Origin of the sequence: Sphingobium sp. SJ10-10, from assembly GCF_036038995.2 — a bacterium.
Lineage (GTDB): Bacteria > Pseudomonadota > Alphaproteobacteria > Sphingomonadales > Sphingomonadaceae > Sphingobium.
On sequence record NZ_CP158134.1, the window covers coordinates 74,929 to 95,047 of the forward strand.

Consider the following 20,119-nt stretch of genomic DNA (forward strand, 5'->3'; position numbering starts at 1 on the left):
GCGGTCCGGTAACGGGTCGCTCCTACCCGACAGGACAGCCCGGCCCGCGAAGGCCGCAATCCTTCGACCGGTGCGACGATCCAGATCGCTGCGTCGAAGAAGCTGACCTTCACGCCTGGCAAGGCGCTCAAGGACCAAGTGAACGGGTAAGCCGTGAAGGGCCGCCGAACGACGGTTCAACGGCCCTTCCCATCACAAAATTGCATGTCACTTTTTCAACGCAGGTAAAGTGACACATGGGTCACTCAAGGCCAGACGTCGATCGCACTGATCAGAAGAAGTGCCACTCCAGCATCATGGCATCGACCAGAGCCCAGTCGATCTCCCCAAGCTCGAATTTCGTTCGATCAAAAATCCCGCCCGGATCGCCCGGCACGGAAATGTGACCCGGGGCATTAAGGTAGCGATTGACGAACTCCAGCTCGGTTTTCACCACTGCCTTGCGCCCTTCCAGGCACATATCCACCACGTAGCGTAACGCCGGCTCTTCGGCTCTGTCGATGACGCTCCTCAATTCCGGTGCATCGAGCTCGTCAGCGATGACGCGCGCATATTGGTTCGCGCCATGCTCAAGAATGAGGATGCGCTCGAGCGTCTCCTCCATGGTTTCGGGCCGATCATGCTCTGCGCCGATGAGCTGGGCGACTTCCGACCTGTTCTTTCGCGCATACCCGGCGGCAGTTGATCATCGAGCGCCGGCACCTTGTCTTCCACGAGCGCCACCGTACCCAAAGGCTGCGCGCATTGCGGGAGGCTGGATGTCTCATCGACGTGCCACCCTTGCCCAGCTTTTGCGCAGCGAGCGGGGAGGTCGCGAGGGAAAGGACAGCGAGCGCGGGAAATGCATATTTCATGACGATGCTCCTTCGTGAGAATCAAGGTCACAAATCTAGGCCCAGGCCGCGCTCGGGCAGCGGCGGCAGGAGGTCGGCGCGATCCTGGCCTTGTGCTGGCGGACCATGCCCGTCTCTGGGGTCGACTGGCTTGCCGCAATTGTCCGGCAGCGGCGGAAGATCGGCGGGGAAGTCCGCGGGATGGGAACCAGCGCCCGTGGTCACCCCTTCAACCGGACCAGGGTCGAACTTGGCAGGGCCTCGCGCCTGGGGTCCGTCAATTGCAAGCCGCCCCAGGGTCTCCAGCGCGGAGGTCTTGTTTCCCGGATTATGGTCGAGCTGGCGCGCCAGCTTTTCCTTGTCGTCGACGATCATGGTCAGTTCGTCACGCACGCGCGTGACCCCCACATTGAACAGGCGCTGGTTCGAGAGGTTGCGCTCATGGCTCGCCATGACCGTGATCGCCTTGTCGGTCGTGATCCCCTGGGCCATGTGCATGTTGAGGCTATAGGCAAGGTCAAGGCGCGAGAGCATCGGATCGCCCACCGCCAGGGTCAGCTGTTTGTCCTGCCCGAGATTGACGGTAACGCCGGTGGCGTCGACGCGGACAACGCGCGCGATGGCGGCGTTCCACAGTTCTCGCGGCTTGTCCTTCGCCGTCCAGCGGATCGTGTCGCCTTCTCGGAGATGCAGGCCCTTCTTTTCGGAAAGTTGCAACCGGTCGCGCTGCTCGGTGGGGGACAGCCGGGCGGGATCGAACCGGATCTTGCGGCGGCCATCGGTGAGATCGACCCGGCCATTGGCATGAACCTTGAGGACATCATAGCGTCCGGCCTTGAGCCCGACATCGTTCGCGCCGCCCCGCCCAACCTCCAGCACCTGTCCGGCACGGTAATTGGCGGCATAGCGCAATTCTTCGCGAGTCATGTTGACGCGCTCGAAGATGGTAAGGTGGATGCCCTCGCCCTTGAGGGTGCCCTCTGCGGAAAGGCCCGCCTGGATGCACTCATTGATCGCCTGCCGGGTTTCGCGTCCCGAGGCGAACACTGCCGTCGCGGCGCGCTCCTGTGGCGACAAAGACAGCCAGCGATCGGCGGCTTCGTCCGCTGGGGCAGCGCTCTCAACCACCTTGTCGCCCAGCACTTTCATGGCCTGGCTGGCCTTGCCGAGATTGGCCAGCGCCGCGACGGCGCGCAGTTCGTCGGTGCGCTGGCGGATATTCTGGTCCATGCGCGCCATCGTGCCGCCGCCTGCCTGGATCATGGCGAAGGCCTTGCCGGCATCGATCGAAGAGAGTTGCTGGCGATCACCGACCAGAACCAACTGCTCGATCCCCAGCGCCGCGACAATCTGGTGTAGGCTCAGCATGTCGCGGGACGACACCATCGAGGTCTCGTCCACCACCAGCATGGCGCCCTCCATACGCTCGCGGGCCACCTCATAGGCAGGACCCTCGCGCCGCGCCACGAAGCGTTCATGGGCGAGAACAAAGGAGGCGATCGTCTGTGCCTCGATGCCTGCGCCTTCCTTCATGTCGGCGACCATCTTGTTCTGAACGGCGAGGCCGAGAATCTTGCGCCCCTCCCCTTCCGCAACCCGTGCGACCGCCGAGAGCATCGTTGATTTGCCGGCGCCCGCGACGCCCTGGATCGAGATCGTCCGATCGGAGGAACTGACGATCAGCGTGGCGGAGCCCAGCTGACCAGGGTTGAGCGGATGACTGCTTGCCTGCTGCAGGCGCTGCGGCGCCTCGGCAGGATCGAGCATGGGCGCTGCCTGCCCCTTGCTCGCCTCCACCAGGGCCAGGATATTCTCTTCGGTCGCGAGCGCCTCCCTCGTGGTTAACATAGGGGCGGCGCGCTCCACCCCGCGGAGCAACAGTCCCTTGTCGACGAGCTGCCCGATCCGCCGTTCGACATGCTCGATGGTCACGCCCTTCAACCCGAGGTCGAGCGCGGTCTTGGCAAGCTTATGCTGTTCGAACGCGGCTTCCCGCTCGCCATGGATCCGCACCGCCGAGGCGACCGCCAGCTGCGCGCGGCCCGCCGCGGGGCTTTGCACGATGCGGGCGATCCGGCGATCGACCAGCGGATCATCATGGGACAACACGGCGCCCACCGCATGCCATGCTCCGGCAACCGCGTCGCGGATGGCGCGATAGCCGGTTTCCAGACGCCCGGCTGCTTCGTGGCCCGCGCTCCGCAGGATCGCTGCCTCCCGCAATTCCTGCCCGGTAAAGCCAAGGCCTTCACCCTTGTCCTTCCAGCCCTGAAGCAGGGCCGCGCGATCCTCGACGTTGAGCTTGGGATCACGGGTGCGCGTGGTAATTTCGCGCAGCGCCTCGGGAGATTTAAGGCCCAGTTCCGTCGCCTTCTCCAATATGTCCTGCCGCCGCTGGCTGTACGCGTCGATCACCGGTTGCGGGACACCGGTAATCTCGAAGGTGCCGTGCTTTCCCTTCAGGTCGACGCCATAGCCGAGCTTCTCGATCTCGCCGCGCAGATAGGCATGATAGATGGCGCCGATCACGCTGTTGTTGCTCCAGATCCTGTCGGCATGGAGCGCCTGCCATTTGCCATCCAGCATCTTGGTGAGGTTCGCGATGACGGCGTGGATATGCCCCTGCGGATCAAGCGCCCGGCTGGTATCATGCTCGAACAGGGCATAGACGAGATTGCCGGTCGGGATCGGAACCTTGCGCCCCTCCTGGTCCTTGCGGCCTTCCGCCAAATTCTTCTCGACCCAGGCCATGGTCGCCTTCACCGCGGACATATTGGCGGCGAGAATGCGGCGGTCGCCCGCGACATAGGCCATGACCGAGGCGGACTTGGGCATGGAGAAGGTGAGGTCATAGCCGGCGCGTCGGTTCTCGACCTGCCCGACCTGTTCGCCCGAGGGCAATTCTCCCTTGAGGATTGCCTCGAACGCATCCTTGCCAACCTCGCCCGCCAGGCCCAGGTCGCGGGCGCCCTCCCCTTCCCAGAGGCTGAGTTCCGACGAGCCCTCGACGGTGTAATAATTGTCCTGCGCGAAATAGTTGGCGGCGCCCGATGCGGAGCGGACAGAGGCGATCGACAGCATGGATCATATCCCCCAATCCGCGCTGTCGCCAAGATCCTTGCCGCCCGAAAAATCCTGCCGCATCTCAATGAGCGACTGATCCTCCGCCGGCGCGCGCGGGGATGGCTGACTGCTCCCCTGCCCTGCCCGTCCGACGGGCTGACCCGTTGCCGGATCGGCGCGGTCTGCGAGCGCCCGGTCCGCCGCATGACGAGGGGCCACTCTGCTAGGTTCGGGCTGGTCGCGATCGGCAGCCCGCCGGGCTGCTTCATGCTCTTCATTTCTCTCTCCGAACAGGATGCGGGCGGCCATCTCCTTGGCAAGATTGACTTCGGGATCGGGCACCTCCTCGACAATCTGCGCCGCGCCATCCCGGCCGCCTGCCTCACCCCCCTCTTCCGCGAACAGGGCGTCGGTTCGCTTCGAGCGAACCGGGTTCACATGGGCACAGCGGACGAACCCTTGCGCCACCTGCGGATAGTCCTTCCACTGGAGGAGAATCCGGGCCGCGGGAAATCCGTCGGGGAATTTCACAAAGCCGTGCATGGACGGCAGGTTGGTGATGTCGTCGGCGATGACGAGCGGCTCGACCTGCTTGCGCGGTGTCAGGGTGGAGGCATCGCGCGTCTGGTTGTAGCCGTAGCTATAGGCCTCATCCATCTGCCGTACTTCTCGATTGCCGATATAGCGCGCGCACTGCTCGGCCGTGTCGAGATCCGCCGTGGCGAGGATCAACTTGGTGCGCGCCAGAGATGCCAGATTACGGGCGCCCTGCTCGCCATACACTTCGACCAATTTCTCGAAACTGTGGATGCCGAGGATCATTGCTCCGCCAAAGGCGCGGGCGGTCTGAAGCCCGTTTTCGATCGCGGGCAACCGGTGCAGCGCGCCCAGCTCATCGAACATGAACCAAGTGCGTAAATTGCGCGTGCGTGGCATGGTCATGAGCGTGTTGATGGCAAGGTCCATCCACAGCGTCAGCAGCGCCTTGTTCATCGGCAGATCGACATAGTTGGAGGTGATGAACAGGATCGAGCCCGGACGCTTTTCCTGGGTCATCCATTGCCGGATCGAGAAGGCTTCCCCCTCTTCCGGCAAGAAGCGCAACACCTGCGCATTGGTGTTGAAAACCGCGCGGATGGACTCCGCCATGCGAGCCGCCTCCGGCGCGGTGAGAGGATCGGCGATGGTGTTGGTGAGGAAGCGATGGACGCGTTTCAGATCAGCGGTCATCAGATTTTCGGCCAGGGCCAGATTGGTGGCCTGGCCGCGCTCGATGAGGCGCACGCACATCTCAATGAAGAGGGTCCGTGCCGCCAGTGCCCAGAAGGGTTCGGAGGAGCCGCCGTCGGACGGGATCAGCGCGGCGGCGGCGGCGGTAAATTCGCTATGGGTGGCGCAGTCGTTGAAGATCGACCAGGCCGGGCATCGCGCATCCATGGGGTTGAGGATCGTGTCCCGCTCAGGTTCATAGAAGGCCTCGACATAGGCGCCGGTCAGGTCGAAAATCACTGCGCTGTCGGCGCGCGCCCGCATCTGCGAGACGAGGCTGCGCAGCTCCGTGGTCTTGCCCGATCCAGTGGTGCCGATCAGCATGGTGTGCGACTGTTCCATCCGGTGCGGATAGGGAACACCGGCGAGACTATAGGGGTGGTGGATGCCCCTGCCCTTCCGCTCGGCAAAGGGAAGTCGCAATACTTGGCCCGGCGACAGACCCCGGCACAGCGCTGCGACGTCCTCCTCATATTTCGTCAGATTATGCTGATTGATCTCGCCACGCAGCAGGTCGACATCGACCAGCATGGCACCGCGTTCATGCCGCTCCTGAAGGATCGATTTCCCGCGTCGGCGCGACAGGTCGACGAACCAGATCGAGAGCGGCGCGACGATAAACAGCGAGATGAAAAAGGAGCCGAGCAGACCCCGCATGGCGATCGCCCAAGCGGTCTTCACCGCCGGTATGGCCGGCACCATCGGCATGATCGTGCGTAGCATCTCGCCATTGGGCAGGGTGACATTGACCCGCTTCGTGGGATCGAGACCAACCCAGTTCCAGAGCGCTGAATAAAGCTTCATGCAGATGAGCTGGAAGCCATGCTCATCGAGCCGGATCGACATGATGGCGAACCAGGCCGCGACGAACACGAAGAACCAGATGATGAAGGGCAGTCTGACCCCGGAAAACCACATCAGCATCTCGTGGGTGAGAAGCTGGCTGCCGCGAGTGAAATTGCCTGAATTGCGCTGCACCCGGCCGCGTGCCGAATGATGGGTGAGCGGGATGTTCTGGCCGTTCGACCTTATGTCCTTATGCGCCATGATATTGCTCCAGGCGCTTGTCGGTTTCCGCGATCATCCGCTCCCGCAATTCGGGATATTGTTCCAGGATGATGACGTCCAGGGCGAGGTTCTGAAACTCGGCCAACCGGGCCAGACGACGACGGCTGGAACCATGGTCATGGGCGCCGGCGAGATAGGCGTCGATGGCCCAGCGCACCACCTGCGAGGGCGACACATTCTGCTTGCGCGCGACATCCTCGATGAGCGTCAAATGGCGCGGATCGATGCGAACCGAAAGTCTTGGGGATGTGCCTGTCACGTCCAGCCTCCATTATGGTGGCTGGTGGGGATTAAAAAGGCAGGGCAAGGCATAGCGGATTTGCTTGCCTGAGGCAAGTCATTGAGCAATTTGCAGAAAATGCCGTCCGCAAATGTCTGACGCTCAAACCACTGAAATGCGTGGTTTTCTACGGCTTTCAAAACTGTCAGACACTGTCCGACCCATTATTTTGAGATTTATAGTTTATTTTCAATGACTTCTTGCACCAGCCGGTGCGTTCGGTGTGCTTAAATCCTTGGGCTTGAATCTGGTGCCTTGGGACGCTTTGATCGGTGATGTCATGGGAGGGTCAGCCGTTCCGGCGGGGGACTGGACCGCCCATCGGGCGGCCAGAAATGCGGCGTGGAGAAGGCGATCTTCGAGCCCTGGGGGCGGGCCTGAAACTGGCCTGCAAGTGGGCGGAGCAGGACCAATGTTCGGAAAATCCCACGCGGCCCTGGCCGCGTCGAGCCGGCAGGGGATCGTGACCCGAACGGGCGGCGACGGGGCATCGCCCCGGCGCCGTGAGCTCGGGGAGGCGACAGCCCTGCCAAGGGGTGTCTGCGGCCCGGCGAATAGAGCCCCGGTCGGCGGTGAGGAACGATCCGCCGAGCCGCCAAACTTGTCGCAGAGCGCCAAGGGCCGATGCCCATCCACGGTCCTGTTCATCATCATCCAGCCCCTCCGCCGCTGCCCCTGGCAGCGGCCCGGAGATGAGGGTTCGATGCCCTCATCTCCGGCATGACCTCACCCAGAAAGATGCCCCCCGATGACCGCTCATCCCGGGCCACGCAACCAAGGCCGGCATGGCTTCCTTTGCTCGTTCAGGTTGGATATAGAGAGGCTTGTCCGGAGCCCTATCTCATGGACAAGGAATACCCCATGGCAAAGACTGTGGAACAGGAACGCGCGGCGATTGAAGCCGAGCAAACAAGGCTCCAGGAGCGGTTGAAAGCGCTGGAGGAAAAAGAGCGGCAGATGGCGATCGCCGCCGTTGAAAAATCGGGATTGCTAAAGGCTGAGCCAAAGAAGCTGACGACCATTCTCAGCCGGATCAAGACGCTGGGCATCGATGAGGTTCAAAAGCGCCTGGCAGCGTGAAACCGATCGGCGCGGTCGCAGGCAGCACATGGACAGGCCGGGCTCGATGCCCGGTCTGTCCACATCTCGAAACATAAAATTGGGGGGAGAGCCATGAGGCCCTCCCCTGTCTTCAATATTCGTCTGTCATGGCGCTGGGCACTGTATGGACCACCCGGTCGATGATCGTCATCGGCAGGGCGTCATAATCCCCTTCGTCGATGGTGATGTAGGCGCCTTCTTCCTCTATAACGTGCTGGTCGAAGAAGCTGTGGAGCGCGCGGCGCTGCGCATTGGCAACAGCGGCGGTGAAGGCGGCGTGATCGGCAAGCGCATAGGTCGATGTGATCTGCATGGCGTCCTCCTGTCGTCTTGAATGACAGGGCATGGGCGTCGTGCGGGTCGGGGTCGGGTCAAGGACGCGGGGCACAGCCCCGCGCCGCGCAGCGGGGAGTGGGGGTGCCGATTTTGTCGGGGGTGGAGCGCAGCGAAGCGGAGCGTAGGCCGCGGCAAAATTGGGGGCACCGCTCATCCTTGCACGCGGCGCCGGCCCGCACGACATAATAGGAAGTCTGTGAGAGATTTTCCTTTCCTGTGGAAGCTCCGGCAAGGCGTAGCGCCGCGCGGTCCAAAGGGACCGTGCGACACGCGAGCGAGCAGGAAATAGGTCCGCGTTGAAGAAGGAATTGGACCGAGCGCGAAGCCCGGTCCCCGCTGCCGTCAGGGGTGACGTCCGCAGTGGCAATATTGTTCGTCGATGCCGGTGAGGGAGCATAGATCGGCACCAAAGTCGGCGTAACGCTCTTCTTCGTCCTCGACGTAACCGTGGTCATTCGCAATCACGACGGCATAGCGCTGGAGGTTCGGATCAAGCCGGTCGATGTAGCGCGCACATTGCTCACTGAACTGGCGGGCGTAGAGTTCAAAGGTAGCGCCTGCGGTGGCCCGCATCTCCGCCTCGGCGAGGCGCTCGGCGTCCGCTCGGAACTTCTCCAAAGCGATAAATTGCGGTGTGTCCTCGAAGCGCGAATCCGTGGACAGTAGGATGTGTTGGCGTTGTATGACCACGCGGTATGCCGGGCTGTCGACGGCGAGCGCTCGTAAGATTGTATAGCCGTTCGAGCGGGCGACCTGGTGTGCGATACGGCCGCTTAAGCGGTAGAGCCGGTCATATTCGGCCCTGAAGAAATCCCGTTCGATGCAAGTTCTGGCGACGCCGATTGAGCGTGCACAGGTCTGGGATAGGGCGAGATATTTTTCGAGGAGACGAATAAGGCGGAAGCCGGTAGCTTGCGCCGGCCAGTAGCCCGGTTCGTGTGAAGCGACGATGCGAACGCTTTGGGATTTTGTATTGGTCATGTGAGCCTCCATTACGTAGGTGCTCCCCATCTCCATCGGATGAGGATGAAGGCATCTGGTGTCGTTGCCCCTTAATTCCCGGACAGTTCCTCACTGGTTGAACGTGTGATGTATTCGCGCGGGGCGAGATAGCCAAGGGCGCGATGCGGGTGGACGTTGTTGTAGTGGTGGAACCAGCTTGGTAGCTGGCTGATCACGGCCTTGGCGTTGGGCTTTTCGGCGACGCGGACGTAGTCTCGCTTCATGGTCCGCACGAACGCCTCTGCCATGCCGTTGGATTGCGGGCTTTCGATGGGTGTTGTCCGGGGTCTGAGGTTGATCTCGCGTGCGAAGCGGCGAGTCTCCTTGGCGGTGTAGCAGCTGCCGTTATCTGTCAGCCATTCGATGGTGGAAGGCAAGCGGTTCACGCGGCCGAAGCGGTGCTCGACGGTGGCGGTCATCAGATCGCGCACGTCCTCGGCGGATATGCCTGCGGTGGTGGCCACGAAGCCCATTGCCTCGCGATCGCAGCAATCCAGGGAGAAGGCGACGCGCACCTTCTCGCCGTTGTCGCAGCCGATCTCGAAGCCGTCGGAGCACCAGCGGGTGTTGCGGGTATCAACCGCGACGCGCCCGTCGTGACGACGATCGTCTGCCTTGCCGCTATGGCGCTGGAGCAGCAGGCCATGCACCTTCATCACCCGGTAGACCCGCTTGGCATTCGGCGCAGAAGGTCCGCCATTGCGTGCCTGCCGCCGCAGGAGCGCATGGATCCGGCGGTAGCCATAGGTCGGCAGTTCCGCGATCAGAGCCTGGATACGCGCGACGAGCTCTTCCTCGGGCAGCGGAGGTCGGCCGCGGCGGCGCGCAGGGGCCTTGCGTCTGGCCGACGAGAGATGCTGCCGCGAGACGCCGAGCGCGTTCGCCACCGCGCTCACAGGTCGCCCTCCGGCAACGAGATTGTGCGCAATGCCGTTTTTTTGGGACCTGCCACGCGCGAGATCGCCTCGCGCAGGATCTCGTTCTCCATGGTCTTCTTGCCGAGCATGCGCTGCAGCTCGCGCACCTGGTTCTCCAGCGCGCGATACTCGCTGGCCGGAACCACCTCGCCGCCTGCGCGGGTGGCGGTCAGGGCGCCGCTCGCCGCCTGCCGGCGCCAGCCAAACAGTTGGTTGGGCGCTACCCCGTGCATGCGCGCCACACGCGACACGCTGTTGCCGGGCAGGAAGGTCTCTTCGACCATGCGGAGCTTCTCTTCCGGGGTCCAGCGCCTACGGCGCTGAACCCCTCCGAGAACCTCCGCATGCACATAGCTACTGGGATTACTGTCGGTCATATGCCTCACTCTTACATAAGTGTGAGGAACTGTCCGGTCATTTTGGGGGCTGCTTCATCTGGGACGCGGTGTTGAGGCGGTCAGGGACGACGAAGTCGCCGCGAAGCGGGCAGCGGGGGAGCCGATTTTGTTGCTGCAGAGCGCAGCGAGGCGGCGGCAAAATTGGGGGGACCGCTGATCCTTGACGGCCGATCGACACCCAGCGTCATGCTTTGGCGATGAAGTCTCGTCTGATGCCGAGATGTGAGAGCCTGCTGCTTTGCCCCCGAACACCCTGCGGGGTTCGGGGTTAACAGCAAAGCACCGCATAATGGAAGTCTGTGAGAGATCCTCTTTAGCTGTGGAAGCGCCGGCAAGGCGGTTCGGCGCGGGGTTCGCAGGGACCGTGCAACATGCGCGCGAGCCGGTCTGACGATGACGGTCGCATTAGCCACAACCCGGTATCTGCGCCCCCGCTAGTGCCTTCCGTAGCTATAGCGATAGCGGTGACAAATCACAGATCGACATGGTGATCTGCGTTCGCGCTCGAGCGGGGATTCATAGCCAACATGCGCGGCTGCTCGACTATGCTCGGTCGCCCTATTCTGGCCAGCGTTCGTCCTGCCAGTCGCGCGAGGCGTGAATGACATGAAGGATTGAGACCACGGTCTGATCATTGGTCAGGGCATAGGCGATAATATATCGATAGCCGGTCACGCTTTTCTCGTAGGTGCCGGCAACGCGGCCTGGATGACCGGTTGCGAAATCACCGAGCGCAGCGCCTGTTTCACGGATACGCCGCGCGACCTTGGCGGCAGCGTCGGGATCATCGGCGGCAATATGGGCGATCTGCCGCCGAAAGTCTTCCAGCGCGGCAAGCGACCATTGGACACGCCTCACTGCTTAGGCGACCGCATACCCTCGATCATGGCATCGAGCTGGTCCATGGCTTCGTCGTGCGGAATGGTTCGCCCGTTTTCGACGTCAGCCAGGCCGCGCTGAATGCCCTCGATGATCTGGAGTTCGCGTTCGACATAAGCGGTCAGGGCTTCTGCCGCCAGAAAGGACCGGCTCCGTCGCATTCCACTGGCAAGACGGTCAAGTTTTGCGCGGGTTTCTTCGCTTACGCGGATCGTCATCGTCGTGGTTGCAGTCATGCGGTTTTCTCCGTTGTACACAAGCTAGCACAAACGCATCACTTTGTCATCTCTTGGGCGATTATGCCCATTCCAGGCGCGCCGTTTCATCCATGTCGGCAAGGACAAGGAGGTGCGTCAGGCGTTCGGCATTGGCGGCGACACCCGTCTCCAGGCAGCGCCGACGCACCGCCGGATGGGCGAGCCGCTCCCTGATCGGTTCGATGCCAATTTCACCAACATCATCGGGCGAAAGGCCAAGGCTTGCGAGCAGCGCGTGGGCATCGGTGGAAGCCAGATCGAGTTCCAGCCCGGCGTCGGAGGTCAGGGACACGCGCACCCGAATGTCGCGCGAATGGAGGCCGGGATAGATGGTCACGCGGCGCTGCCGAAATTGGGCCTCTTCCATCACCGCGACCACATCGGGATCATGGTCGAACAGAGTGCAGATGGTGGCGAGCGCGATGGGGCAGATGCACGCATCGAACTGGTAGGAGAGGAAATTATGCTGCCCGTTTTCCGGGTCGAGCAGCACGGTTCCGAGACGATCGCCTTGCTCTCGAAGCAACTGTCGAAAGGCCGCGAGCTGCCGCGCGGAGATCGTGGCGTGCCGAAAGGCGCCGTCATCGGAATTGGTAGCGATGCGGAATCTGATGGACATCTTGTCCTCCCTTGTTGGTCCGCTTTGCCGCGCCCCCTTTTCTCTTTGCTCTGGGAAAGCCGTTCATGGTGCCCACCAGAAGCAAAACCGTCGGACGGGGTGCCGCCTCGAAGCGGCGTCGAAGGGGTTCGATGCCCCTGAGCGCCGCATGATCAAGCAAGGAGAGGGACAAGAGGCCCCGGCCTTGGCCGGAGCCTCTCGGAACCGAGGCGTCAGCGCCCCTGGCGAACCCGAGCGGCCATGCGCTGCGGCGTCGGGCGGACGGTCTGATGGGCGAGCTTCACGACATGCAAAGGGACACCTGCCTGCCGCAGCTTCTGTGCGAGGTTCATCTGGATGCCGCTGCCTTCGCAGACCACGGCTTCAACCGGCTTGAGGGCCAACAGGCGATCGTTGCGCACGAACGCGGCCTTGGCGCCCAACCTTCGATCCAGTCGGAACATGATGACCTTCACGCCTCGCGCTGCCGCCCATGCCTGAGCGATGGCGTCGCAGCCTTTCGCCTGCGCGGTTGTTGCGAGCACCATCTCCGGAATTCGGGCTTTGATAGAGTCCAGACCCTTCCAGAGCAGGTCATGATCTTCCCACTGCTGGCCGCCCGAGAAGGCGACGATGGGGCCTTCGGGACTGAACTGCTCGCGGCGTTCCCGGCCACGCGCTGCAAGGAAGTCGCGGGCTTCGATCATCGATGCGGTGACGCCCTTCGAAACCCGGCTGCCACGCGTCGGCGCGTAGGGGCGTCCGGTCTCCACACGGTAGACCTCTGCCGCATGGTCGCGCATGCATTCCATGGCGTCGCGGCACCCTTGAAGGGTCTGGCAGAGCATCTGCGCTTCTTCGATCTGGGAAGCGTAGATTTCGCTGGGATCGAAGCTGCGCGCGAGGTCGCCGAGTTCCTTGGCGGCATCGTCTTCGCGGTCGTTGATGCGCTTCGCCACGACATGGAAGCTGTTGACGAAGCCCCAGGCGAGGTCGCCCGCGAAGGGTTCGAGACGGGTATCGCGGAACACGTCGAACAACGTCGCCATCACCATCTCGACTGCCGCGCGGGCTTGGTCAGGATCTGGCATTTCGAGCTGCTCGCTCTCGTCGACCGGCGAGAGCTTCGCGCGCTCGTCATGCTCGAGAAAGGCGTCGGCGTAGAGCGAACTGCGTTCGTCCGTACCCGTTTCGGTGGCGATGTGGCTGGCGAGATCGGCGAAGTTCGAGAAACTGTTGGTCATTTGAGCCTCCAAGGATTGGATGTCTCATCCGTTCGATGAGGCTTGCCTCAGGGCATGCGGTGGTCAGGGAGGTCAGGCACGGCGACCGGCTTGCCGTCGCCGCCGCCACGCGGGGAGCGGGGGAGCCGATTTTCTGACGGAGCCGCGCCAGCGGCATCGGGCTGAAAATTGGGGGGACCGCTCATGCTTGACGGACCGCCAACCCCGCATGCCACACTAGGCAGACACAAGAGAGGAATAGGGGTGTATAACCTCACCCTGCGTCACCATCCCGCAAGGGGATCGTGACCCGGATGGGCGTGCGCCGTTGTGGCGCGAAGAAGAAAGGAGTGTTCGAATGAACTGAGCTTATTGGCATAGCTCATGCCTGACCGACTTACCGGGGCCGGTGATGAATCGGCTGAGACCCCGAAAGGGGGACGGGACCATAGCATGTCGGGGTAGGGATCGAAGTTGGGCGCCGCAGCCTGACAGCTGACCAGCAGGCAAGATGCGCATGGTGAAGACTGGATTGTCTGAATCCCAGTTTCCAACGACCACTAGGTAGGTGACGGTGAACGCGGCTGACACATCGTCTCGAGCGGAGCGAGGAGCACGTCCCAGTGAATCGCTGCCAATCCGTTCGGCGTGGCCCCTGTCAGGGGACTAAGGAAACGAACGGGGCACCTAACCGCATCGCGACTCCTCACTCGCGCAACTGCGGGATCGCCTAAACAGGACGGCTCGCCGGACCTGCATGGCGACGGAGCCGTCATAGTAGTCAAACGCCCGGTGTAATGGCCGGGACAGCCGCCGCGAGGCGGACGGGGTAGCGGTATAAGCGGGAGCGATCCTTGTCGAAATCCGCTGCGTCCGGGCGAAGGACGGCAGTTCTGTAACTCGATGGATCAATGGAAAGGGACTGCTGATGCAGACCGCTACTATCCTGAGACGGATCGAGAAGCTTCCGGCCCTGTCGCGGGCGGGCAAGCGGATCAATGGTCTCAACCGCCTCATGCGGTCCCGCTGCTTATATGAGCGGGCCTATGACAGAGTATCCCGGAATCGGGGTGCGATGACGCCGGGAGTGGACGGACAGACCTTCGACGGCATGACGCTGGCGAGGCTCGACCGTCTGGTTCAAAGCGTGGCGGAAGGCCGTTACCGCCCTCGTCCAGTGCGACGGGTCTATATCCCCAAGGGCAATGGTAAGATGCGCCCATTGGGTATCCCAACGGCGGATGATCGCATCGTTCAGGAGGCGGCGAGGATGGTCCTCGCGGCGATCTATGAACCTGTGTTCTCGAAACACAGCCATGGGTTCCGCGCGGGTCACTCCTGTCACACGGCTCTCGAAGAGATCCGTAAAACCTGGACGGGCGTAAAATGGCTGATCGAGGTGGATGTCCGCGGGTTCTTCGACAACATCGACCATGACATCCTGCTCGGCCTCTTGGCCCGGCGGATCGATGATCCAGTGTTCATCGATCTGATCGGGACAATGCTTAAAGCCGGGTGCATGGACGACTGGAAGTTCGAACGGACTTATAGCGGCACCCCACAGGGCGGGGTTATCTCGCCCCTGCTCGCCAATATCTATCTCCATGAACTTGACGAGTTCATGGAGTCGATGCGGCGGGGCTTCGACAAAGGCGACAGACGGCGGGCGAACCCCGCGTATGTTGCCTGCTCTCAGCAAATCGCCGCTCTCCGCAAGGAGATCGATGCAGTCCGTGCCGATGGTGCGGGCGATGGCGAGGTTCGCGTCCGATTGGCGCTAATCGAAGCTGTCAAACAGGATCGGCGGAAACTCTCTTCCGTCGATGACATGGACCCCAACTTCCGCCGCCTGCGGTATTGTCGCTATGCTGACGACTTCCTCGTTGGCGTGATCGGCAGCAAGGCGGACGCTGTCCGGATCATGGCCGATATACAGCGCTTTCTCGCTGATCGGCTCAATCTGGCGGTGTCACCGGAGAAAACCGGGGTTCGCGATGCATCGAAGGGATCGCCGTTCCTTGGCTTCCATGTATGCGCCTTCACGTTGCGCTCCGCCGGAACAATGGCGGGGCGGCAAAAGACCGGCGGTGGAACGCGTAGCGTTCTTCGTCGGCCGACGCGAGGGAATATCAAGCTGTGGGTGCCACGGGATCGGGTCTATGCGTTCTGCAGGCGCAAAAAGCTCGGCAACCTCGACATGAGGAATGGTCGGGTGCGCCCGCAGCTCATGGAATCCAGTGTGCCGGAGATCATCGTAGCCTACAACTCGGAGTTCCGAGGCTTCGCGAACTACTACGCGATCGCCGATGGCGTGAAAGCGTCACTCGACAAGTTGGAACTGGTCATGCTCAGGAGCCTCTTCGCGACTGTGGCATGCCGGCGACGCTCGACGAGGCGGCAGGCCGAGGAATATCTGAAGATGGGGTCGGACCACGGGATTACGACCGTGGTCCGGGGCGAGCCGCGCGTTCATAAGGTGTGGAAACTGAAGCATCTGATCGTGAAGACGTGGGATAACCCCATCGTCGACACCATCACGGTAGGCTCTCGCCTTGCGCAGAGTCCGAACGATCTGGTCACGCGTCTTAGTGCCGAGCAATGCGAGGCATGTGGCGATACCGATGGTCCGTTCGAGATGCATCATCCCAATCGCTTGAAGGACAAGCGGCGCGACCAACTGACGCCTTGGGTGCAATCGGCACGACGGCGCAGGACAATCGTCCTGTGCCGAAAGTGTCACGTTGCCCATCATGGCGGCCGGATGCCCAGCGGAATGGAGAGCCGTGTGCATTGAAAGGTGCAAGCACGGTTCGGGGGGAGGCGCTGGGGCGTCCTCGAAAGAGGCGTCTCGCGTCTACCCTACGGAGACGCGCTCGCGCGGCTCCGTGAGGTTAGCCGGGGTCGGCCACAGGCCGGCGGCGGCTTAGCGAATAGAGCCCCGGTCCCGTCCGGCGCGCTGCGCGGGGCGGGATGCGCCGAACGCGCAGACGGCTATTTCTGCGTCGGAACATCGTTGGAACTTTTCAGCGTCGATCATAGACTGAGGTGATGCAGGGGGAATCGAAAGCCTATCCAGGCGAAGTCGCGACACCGAACGATATCAGGCAGCTCGCCGACGAGTATCGCGGCGTGGCACATGATCTGATGGGCCGAGGCAAGCGCGGCAATCCTTCGAGCTGGGCGCCCGCGCGGATGACGGCAATCCAGGCAATCGAGCTTTACCTCAACGCGTTGCTGCTGGCGCGCGGCGTGAAGCCAGCCGAGATCAGAGGCTACCAGCATGACCTGCGCAAGCGCACAGCGAACCCCGCGGTATCCGCCCTGCGGCTGCGCCAACGCACGCTCGACCATCTCGGCAAACTAAGCGAAGGCCGAGAATATCTCTCGATCCGCTATGGCCCCGAACTGAGCGGCGACTTGTCCCAGCTCAATCGCCTGATGGCGACGCTCGACGAGGTCGCCATCAAGGTCGCAGGCGCGCTCGACAAGGCGAACGCTGCGCCGGCAACGGCCGCTCCACCGGCGAGGCCGGGACCGTCAACGGTCCCGGCCCGCGGGGCGGCGCCTGTCGTCACATCGGCCTGATCCAGTCGATGGCTTCGCGTCCCGATGCTGTCGCTGGCGGGGTCAGGCGCGTGGCTAAACGCTGCTATGCTTCCCGCGCGGCCGCGGCGCGTTCCGCCCGTTCATAGGCGCGCTTGAGATTGTAAGGATGATTGCCGGCGCGAACGCTCAGTTTGTGTTCGCCTATGGTGAGGTCAAGGCCAATGCCGAGGCGATTGCACAGCTTGGCGGCTTCGTCACAGACGTTTTCGATAACGACCGGACCTTCGACGTGGGCGGACAGGATGATCATGGCATGATCCTCAACACGGGCAATGCAGGAACGGCGAGCCCAGGGGTGGACTCGCCGGGAGGCGTGTGACGGGTCAGTGGACCGACCCGTCGTAGGAGAGGAGGAGATCGGGGCAGACGAGCTGATGTTCGGCGGCCACCAGCGACCAGGCGGCGGCGAGCTCGTCATGATATTCACAATCAACGATCGCATCGGCGCTGGCTTCGCCGAACTGGGCTTCCTCGAACGACCGGATATGGGCGGCGTCCGCAGCCTCGGTGATCGCGCCGGCGAGATGCGCGGCGATTTCATGACGGTTGAGCTGGTCGGCAGCCCGGCGGATGCGGGCGACCAGATGGGGGTTGAGGATTTCGATCCGGTGGGCGACCCCGGCGATCTCTTCAAAGCTGGCAAGCTGAAACATCTATCGTCTCCGTGAAGATGAGGGGGCGGCCCGAGGGCCGCCCGTCCGGGGCCAGAAGAACTCGATTTCCTCAGCGACGATGTCGGTGTTGTAGAAGGTACGGCCGTCCCGCTCGTTGCGGCTGTAGCGGATTTCGCCGACGACCATGAGCTTGTCGCCCTTCTTCTTGTGGTTGGCGACCGACTTGCCTAGGCCGTTGAACGCTTTGACGGTGTGGAATTCGTCGTAGGTTTCGGTGTAGCCGTTGTCGCCTTTTTGGACCTGGCCGTCCTTGATGACGGGCTTGCTGGTGACGAGGGAGAAGCTTACGCCGCCCTTGCTGTCGGTGCCGAAGCGGCTGATGTCCGAGGTGATCCGGCCTGAGAGAAAAACCTTGTTCATGATGCTGTCCTTCCTTTGCGCCAGCGGGCCGATCCCGCTGGGATGAAAAGACGACGAAGCCCGGGCATGAGGGGCTGGCGCACCGAAGCGTCAGCGCAGGGGAACCTGCGATCTTCCGGGTGGTGCGGGCAGAGGCCGTCAGGCCTCAACACGGCCGGAAGATCGCGGGTTGCGCCGGCCCCGCACGGGCGTAGTGTTCATCCCTTCAAGCGGGTGGCCGGATGGCCCATCGGGACAGGACTGACGGGAACGAGAGGTATGAGGAAGACGGCCGGATTTTGGACGGCCGCGACCAGGCGCCGATGCGGTTAGTCGCTGCCTCTTCGTTGCACAACCCGCGCAAGGCGCGCGTGGCAAGGCGGGAACAGGCTGGCCGGGTGCCGCGATGTTCTACCAAGGCGGGCGGTCTCCGGTATTGCAGCAAGGCGCGCGGAAGGCGCACGCGGCGTGACCGTCGGCCGCGAAAGCCCTCGCGGCCTCGGTGGTCCAAAATGAGCAGTGCAGATCACAGGCTGTAGACGCCCAGCACGGCGACGCATCGGCTCGCTGCGATCAATGTGGGTCTGTGATCCAGTTCTCCACTTTGAGCGCGCGTACGCGCGAGAACTCGCCCATGTTGGCTGTCACGAGCGTTGCGTCCAAAGCATAGGCGTGCGCGGCGATGAAGAGATCGTTGGGTCCAATGGGCTTCCCGGCAGCTTCGAGCTCAGCGCGAATTCCGCCATATTCTGTATCGGCCGGCACATCGAGGGCGAGAATTTGGACGCTGTCGAGAATGGCGTCGATTTGCGCGAGCAGCCTCGGCGACCCCTTTTTGGCGCAACCGTAGCGCAGTTCCGCCGCGGTAACGATGCTGACGCAAATGGCATCCGGCCCAACCTCGGCAATGCGCTTTGCGACACCGCCGTGAGGATTGCGAGCCAGTTCGGAGATGATATTGGTGTCGAGCATATAGAGGCTGCTCACAGGTCGATCGCCTTGGCCGGCAACAGCGTGTCGTCGATATCGGGGAATTGATCGTCAGGTCCCAGCGGTTCGAGACTGGCGAGAACCTCCAGGATATTCTTCCGGCGGATCGGCTCGATGATAAGGCGGGCGCCGTCGCGATAAATCATGACACTTGTCCCGGGGAGTTCGAAATCCGCAGGAATACGCACAGCCTGGCTCTTGTTGTTGCGAAACAGCTTTGCCTCACGTGCGGGCGTGGGATCGGAACGTCGGGGATCCATGAAGCCTCCTTTGCATATACATCAACATATACATAAATGATAAGCCGTTCAAGGCCGACGCTGACCATCGGCGCAGTCGGGGCGCCGACATTCTGAGTCCAACCTGGGCGAGGTAGGGAAGACAATCGGTCCGCGCGCCAAGCGCGGGGGGCGTTAGATCGTCTTGCGGCGCCGGGTCCGGCCGACATGGTCGGCTGATGCCTCGATATCGATGGCGAGCTGGGTCAAGGTGCGATGGGCGCCGAGGCGCTGCAGCCCGTCCATACGCGGGTCGCGATGGAGGTTGGCGATGCGTAAGCGGATGAGCGATGCAGCCACCCGCAATGTGTGGGGATCAAGCTCGGCCATGAGTCGCGTAATAGCAGAAATGCTGCTCTACCGGGAGCCAGGCGTGCTAATCGCCGTCAAATTGCCGCCAGCGCTGGACGAGCTCGACCATGTCGGTTTTTCGCCCGAAGGCATCTGGATAGATCGCGCCTTCGTGTTGGCCGAGAAAGCCGATGATCGTCGTCATATGGGTCGCGATCGTGGCATCGACACCAAAAAGGTCGGCGATGGGAAAATGTCCACAATCATCGCCGTTCCACCAGGCCAGGAGGAAATTGGCGACCCGGCGGGACTGCCCGGTGTCACACCGGGCAATCTCGATCAACCGATCAAGGGCCGCGGTCGCGGCTCGTTTGCCAAAGGGACCTTCTTCCATCGACCTTACACTCCATCATATTGCCAGGAGGATCATGCCTTAGCCGTCCTTTGCAAGGAAGAATCGAGGCCGGGCGAGCGGGCGGGATTGCCGCGAAGGATCCAGGGCAGCGGCTGTATGAGCCGGACCCAATCGGCGAACGAGGGAATGCGGCCCAGATCTTCAACCACATGTTGTTCGCCGATAAGGCGCACCGGCACCTCGGGCTGGTCACTGTTCGTGATGGTGACCCCGAATACCGTCTCGGCCTTTATATGCCCTCCCCTCGTCGGCCGGGGGCCGCGCGGAAACGAGAAAAGGCCCCCGCCCCTATGCGGAGCGAG

At 62.5% G+C, this 20,119-nt stretch carries 21 protein-coding genes and 2 pseudogenes; 5 read left to right on the forward strand and 18 right to left on the reverse strand.

The features are described 5' to 3' along the window. Positions 1–30: 30 nt before the first annotated feature. Positions 31–150: pseudogene (locus tag VVT58_RS20815) on the forward strand (HU family DNA-binding protein); the annotation flags it as partial. Between the two features lie 121 nt (positions 151–271). On the opposite strand, the gene VVT58_RS20820 reads toward VVT58_RS20815, so the two are convergent. From VVT58_RS20820 to VVT58_RS20835, 4 genes are all read right to left on the reverse strand, one after another. Then, the gene (locus VVT58_RS20820; RefSeq protein ID WP_061939495.1) at positions 272–604 is read right to left on the reverse strand and encodes a hypothetical protein; all 333 of its coding nucleotides are present in this window, start codon (positions 602–604) and stop codon (positions 272–274) included. Positions 605–881: 277 nt separating this feature from the next. Continuing rightward, on the reverse strand, positions 882–3,914 hold the full coding sequence (mobF, locus tag VVT58_RS20825; RefSeq protein WP_061939498.1) for a MobF family relaxase: 3,033 nt from the start codon (positions 3,912–3,914) through the stop codon (positions 882–884). A gap of 3 nt (positions 3,915–3,917) precedes the next feature. Continuing rightward, entirely contained in the window at positions 3,918–6,212 is a 2,295-nt protein-coding gene (locus VVT58_RS20830; RefSeq protein WP_061939499.1) for a type IV secretion system DNA-binding domain-containing protein, read from the reverse strand. After that, a complete protein-coding gene (locus tag VVT58_RS20835) occupies positions 6,202–6,492 on the reverse strand; it encodes a hypothetical protein (RefSeq protein WP_062733591.1) in 291 nt (96 codons plus the stop codon). Before VVT58_RS20835 ends, VVT58_RS20830 begins: the two co-directional genes overlap by 11 nt. 864 nt (positions 6,493–7,356) lie before the next feature. Here VVT58_RS20835 and VVT58_RS20840 point away from each other — a divergent pair. Continuing rightward, positions 7,357–7,593, forward strand: coding sequence for a hypothetical protein (locus VVT58_RS20840; RefSeq protein WP_327754317.1), 237 nt, complete (start codon positions 7,357–7,359; stop codon positions 7,591–7,593). A 112-nt stretch (positions 7,594–7,705) separates the two neighbouring features. Here VVT58_RS20840 and VVT58_RS20845 read toward each other — a convergent pair whose 3' ends face one another. The 7 genes from VVT58_RS20845 to VVT58_RS20875 form a co-directional block, all read right to left on the reverse strand. Beyond that, positions 7,706–7,927, reverse strand: coding sequence for a hypothetical protein (locus VVT58_RS20845; RefSeq protein WP_061939503.1), 222 nt, complete (start codon positions 7,925–7,927; stop codon positions 7,706–7,708). A gap of 365 nt (positions 7,928–8,292) precedes the next feature. Further along, positions 8,293–8,931 (reverse strand): hypothetical protein, encoded by a 639-nt coding sequence (locus tag VVT58_RS20850; protein WP_061939541.1) that lies wholly within the window; start codon positions 8,929–8,931, stop codon positions 8,293–8,295. Positions 8,932–9,002: 71 nt separating this feature from the next. Beyond that, positions 9,003–10,246 (reverse strand): IS3 family transposase gene (locus tag VVT58_RS20855; RefSeq protein ID WP_156028974.1). Its coding sequence is split into 2 segments (ribosomal slippage): positions 9,003–9,905 and positions 9,908–10,246, totalling 1,242 coding nucleotides; the frame shifts between segments, so codons are not numbered across the junction. 579 nt (positions 10,247–10,825) lie between these two features. Beyond that, positions 10,826–11,125: a type II toxin-antitoxin system RelE/ParE family toxin gene (locus VVT58_RS20860; RefSeq protein ID WP_061939505.1), complete on the reverse strand. Its 300-nt coding sequence runs from the start codon at positions 11,123–11,125 to the stop codon at positions 10,826–10,828. After that, entirely contained in the window at positions 11,122–11,382 is a 261-nt protein-coding gene (locus VVT58_RS20865) for a CopG family ribbon-helix-helix protein (protein ID WP_061939507.1), read from the reverse strand. The genes VVT58_RS20860 and VVT58_RS20865 overlap by 4 nt, the downstream gene beginning before the upstream one ends. 61 nt (positions 11,383–11,443) lie before the next feature. Beyond that, entirely contained in the window at positions 11,444–12,022 is a 579-nt protein-coding gene (locus tag VVT58_RS20870) for a hypothetical protein (protein ID WP_061939509.1), read from the reverse strand. 212 nt (positions 12,023–12,234) lie between these two features. After that, positions 12,235–13,245 carry a DUF2493 domain-containing protein gene (locus VVT58_RS20875; RefSeq protein ID WP_061939511.1) on the reverse strand — a complete coding sequence of 337 codons (1,011 nt, stop codon included), beginning with the start codon at positions 13,243–13,245 and terminating at the stop codon, positions 12,235–12,237. Between the two features lie 907 nt (positions 13,246–14,152). On the opposite strand from VVT58_RS20875, the gene VVT58_RS20880 reads away from it, so the two are divergent. The 3 genes from VVT58_RS20880 (at position 14,153) to VVT58_RS20890 (ending at position 17,149) form a co-directional block, all read left to right on the forward strand. Beyond that, positions 14,153–16,018, forward strand: a complete 1,866-nt coding sequence (locus VVT58_RS20880; protein ID WP_059153288.1) for a reverse transcriptase/maturase family protein — start codon at positions 14,153–14,155, stop codon at positions 16,016–16,018. 254 nt (positions 16,019–16,272) lie between these two features. Further along, entirely contained in the window at positions 16,273–16,809 is a 537-nt protein-coding gene (locus tag VVT58_RS20885) for a hypothetical protein (protein ID WP_061939513.1), read from the forward strand. A gap of 127 nt (positions 16,810–16,936) precedes the next feature. Continuing rightward, positions 16,937–17,149: a hypothetical protein gene (locus VVT58_RS20890; protein ID WP_157078345.1), complete on the forward strand. Its 213-nt coding sequence runs from the start codon at positions 16,937–16,939 to the stop codon at positions 17,147–17,149. Positions 17,150–17,153: 4 nt separating this feature from the next. Here the strand turns inward: VVT58_RS20890 and VVT58_RS20895 are convergent, their stop codons facing one another. The 7 genes and pseudogenes from VVT58_RS20895 to VVT58_RS20925 form a co-directional block, all read right to left on the reverse strand. Beyond that, positions 17,154–17,483 (reverse strand): hypothetical protein, encoded by a 330-nt coding sequence (locus tag VVT58_RS20895; protein ID WP_061939517.1) that lies wholly within the window; start codon positions 17,481–17,483, stop codon positions 17,154–17,156. Beyond that, positions 17,484–17,864 carry a single-stranded DNA-binding protein gene (locus tag VVT58_RS20900; RefSeq protein ID WP_061939519.1) on the reverse strand — a complete coding sequence of 127 codons (381 nt, stop codon included), beginning with the start codon at positions 17,862–17,864 and terminating at the stop codon, positions 17,484–17,486. Positions 17,865–18,416: 552 nt separating this feature from the next. After that, positions 18,417–18,830 (reverse strand): type II toxin-antitoxin system VapC family toxin, encoded by a 414-nt coding sequence (locus VVT58_RS20905; RefSeq protein ID WP_061939521.1) that lies wholly within the window; start codon positions 18,828–18,830, stop codon positions 18,417–18,419. Then, positions 18,827–19,093 (reverse strand): antitoxin, encoded by a 267-nt coding sequence (locus tag VVT58_RS20910; RefSeq protein WP_061939523.1) that lies wholly within the window; start codon positions 19,091–19,093, stop codon positions 18,827–18,829. The genes VVT58_RS20905 and VVT58_RS20910 overlap by 4 nt, the downstream gene beginning before the upstream one ends. Positions 19,094–19,246: 153 nt before the next feature. After that, positions 19,247–19,441, reverse strand: coding sequence for a hypothetical protein (locus tag VVT58_RS20915; protein ID WP_061939526.1), 195 nt, complete (start codon positions 19,439–19,441; stop codon positions 19,247–19,249). A gap of 46 nt (positions 19,442–19,487) precedes the next feature. Beyond that, positions 19,488–19,796 (reverse strand): hypothetical protein, encoded by a 309-nt coding sequence (locus VVT58_RS20920; RefSeq protein ID WP_061939528.1) that lies wholly within the window; start codon positions 19,794–19,796, stop codon positions 19,488–19,490. A gap of 32 nt (positions 19,797–19,828) precedes the next feature. Then, positions 19,829–20,041: pseudogene (locus tag VVT58_RS20925) on the reverse strand (DUF6915 family protein); the annotation flags it as partial. Between the last annotated feature and the right edge of the window lie 78 nt (positions 20,042–20,119).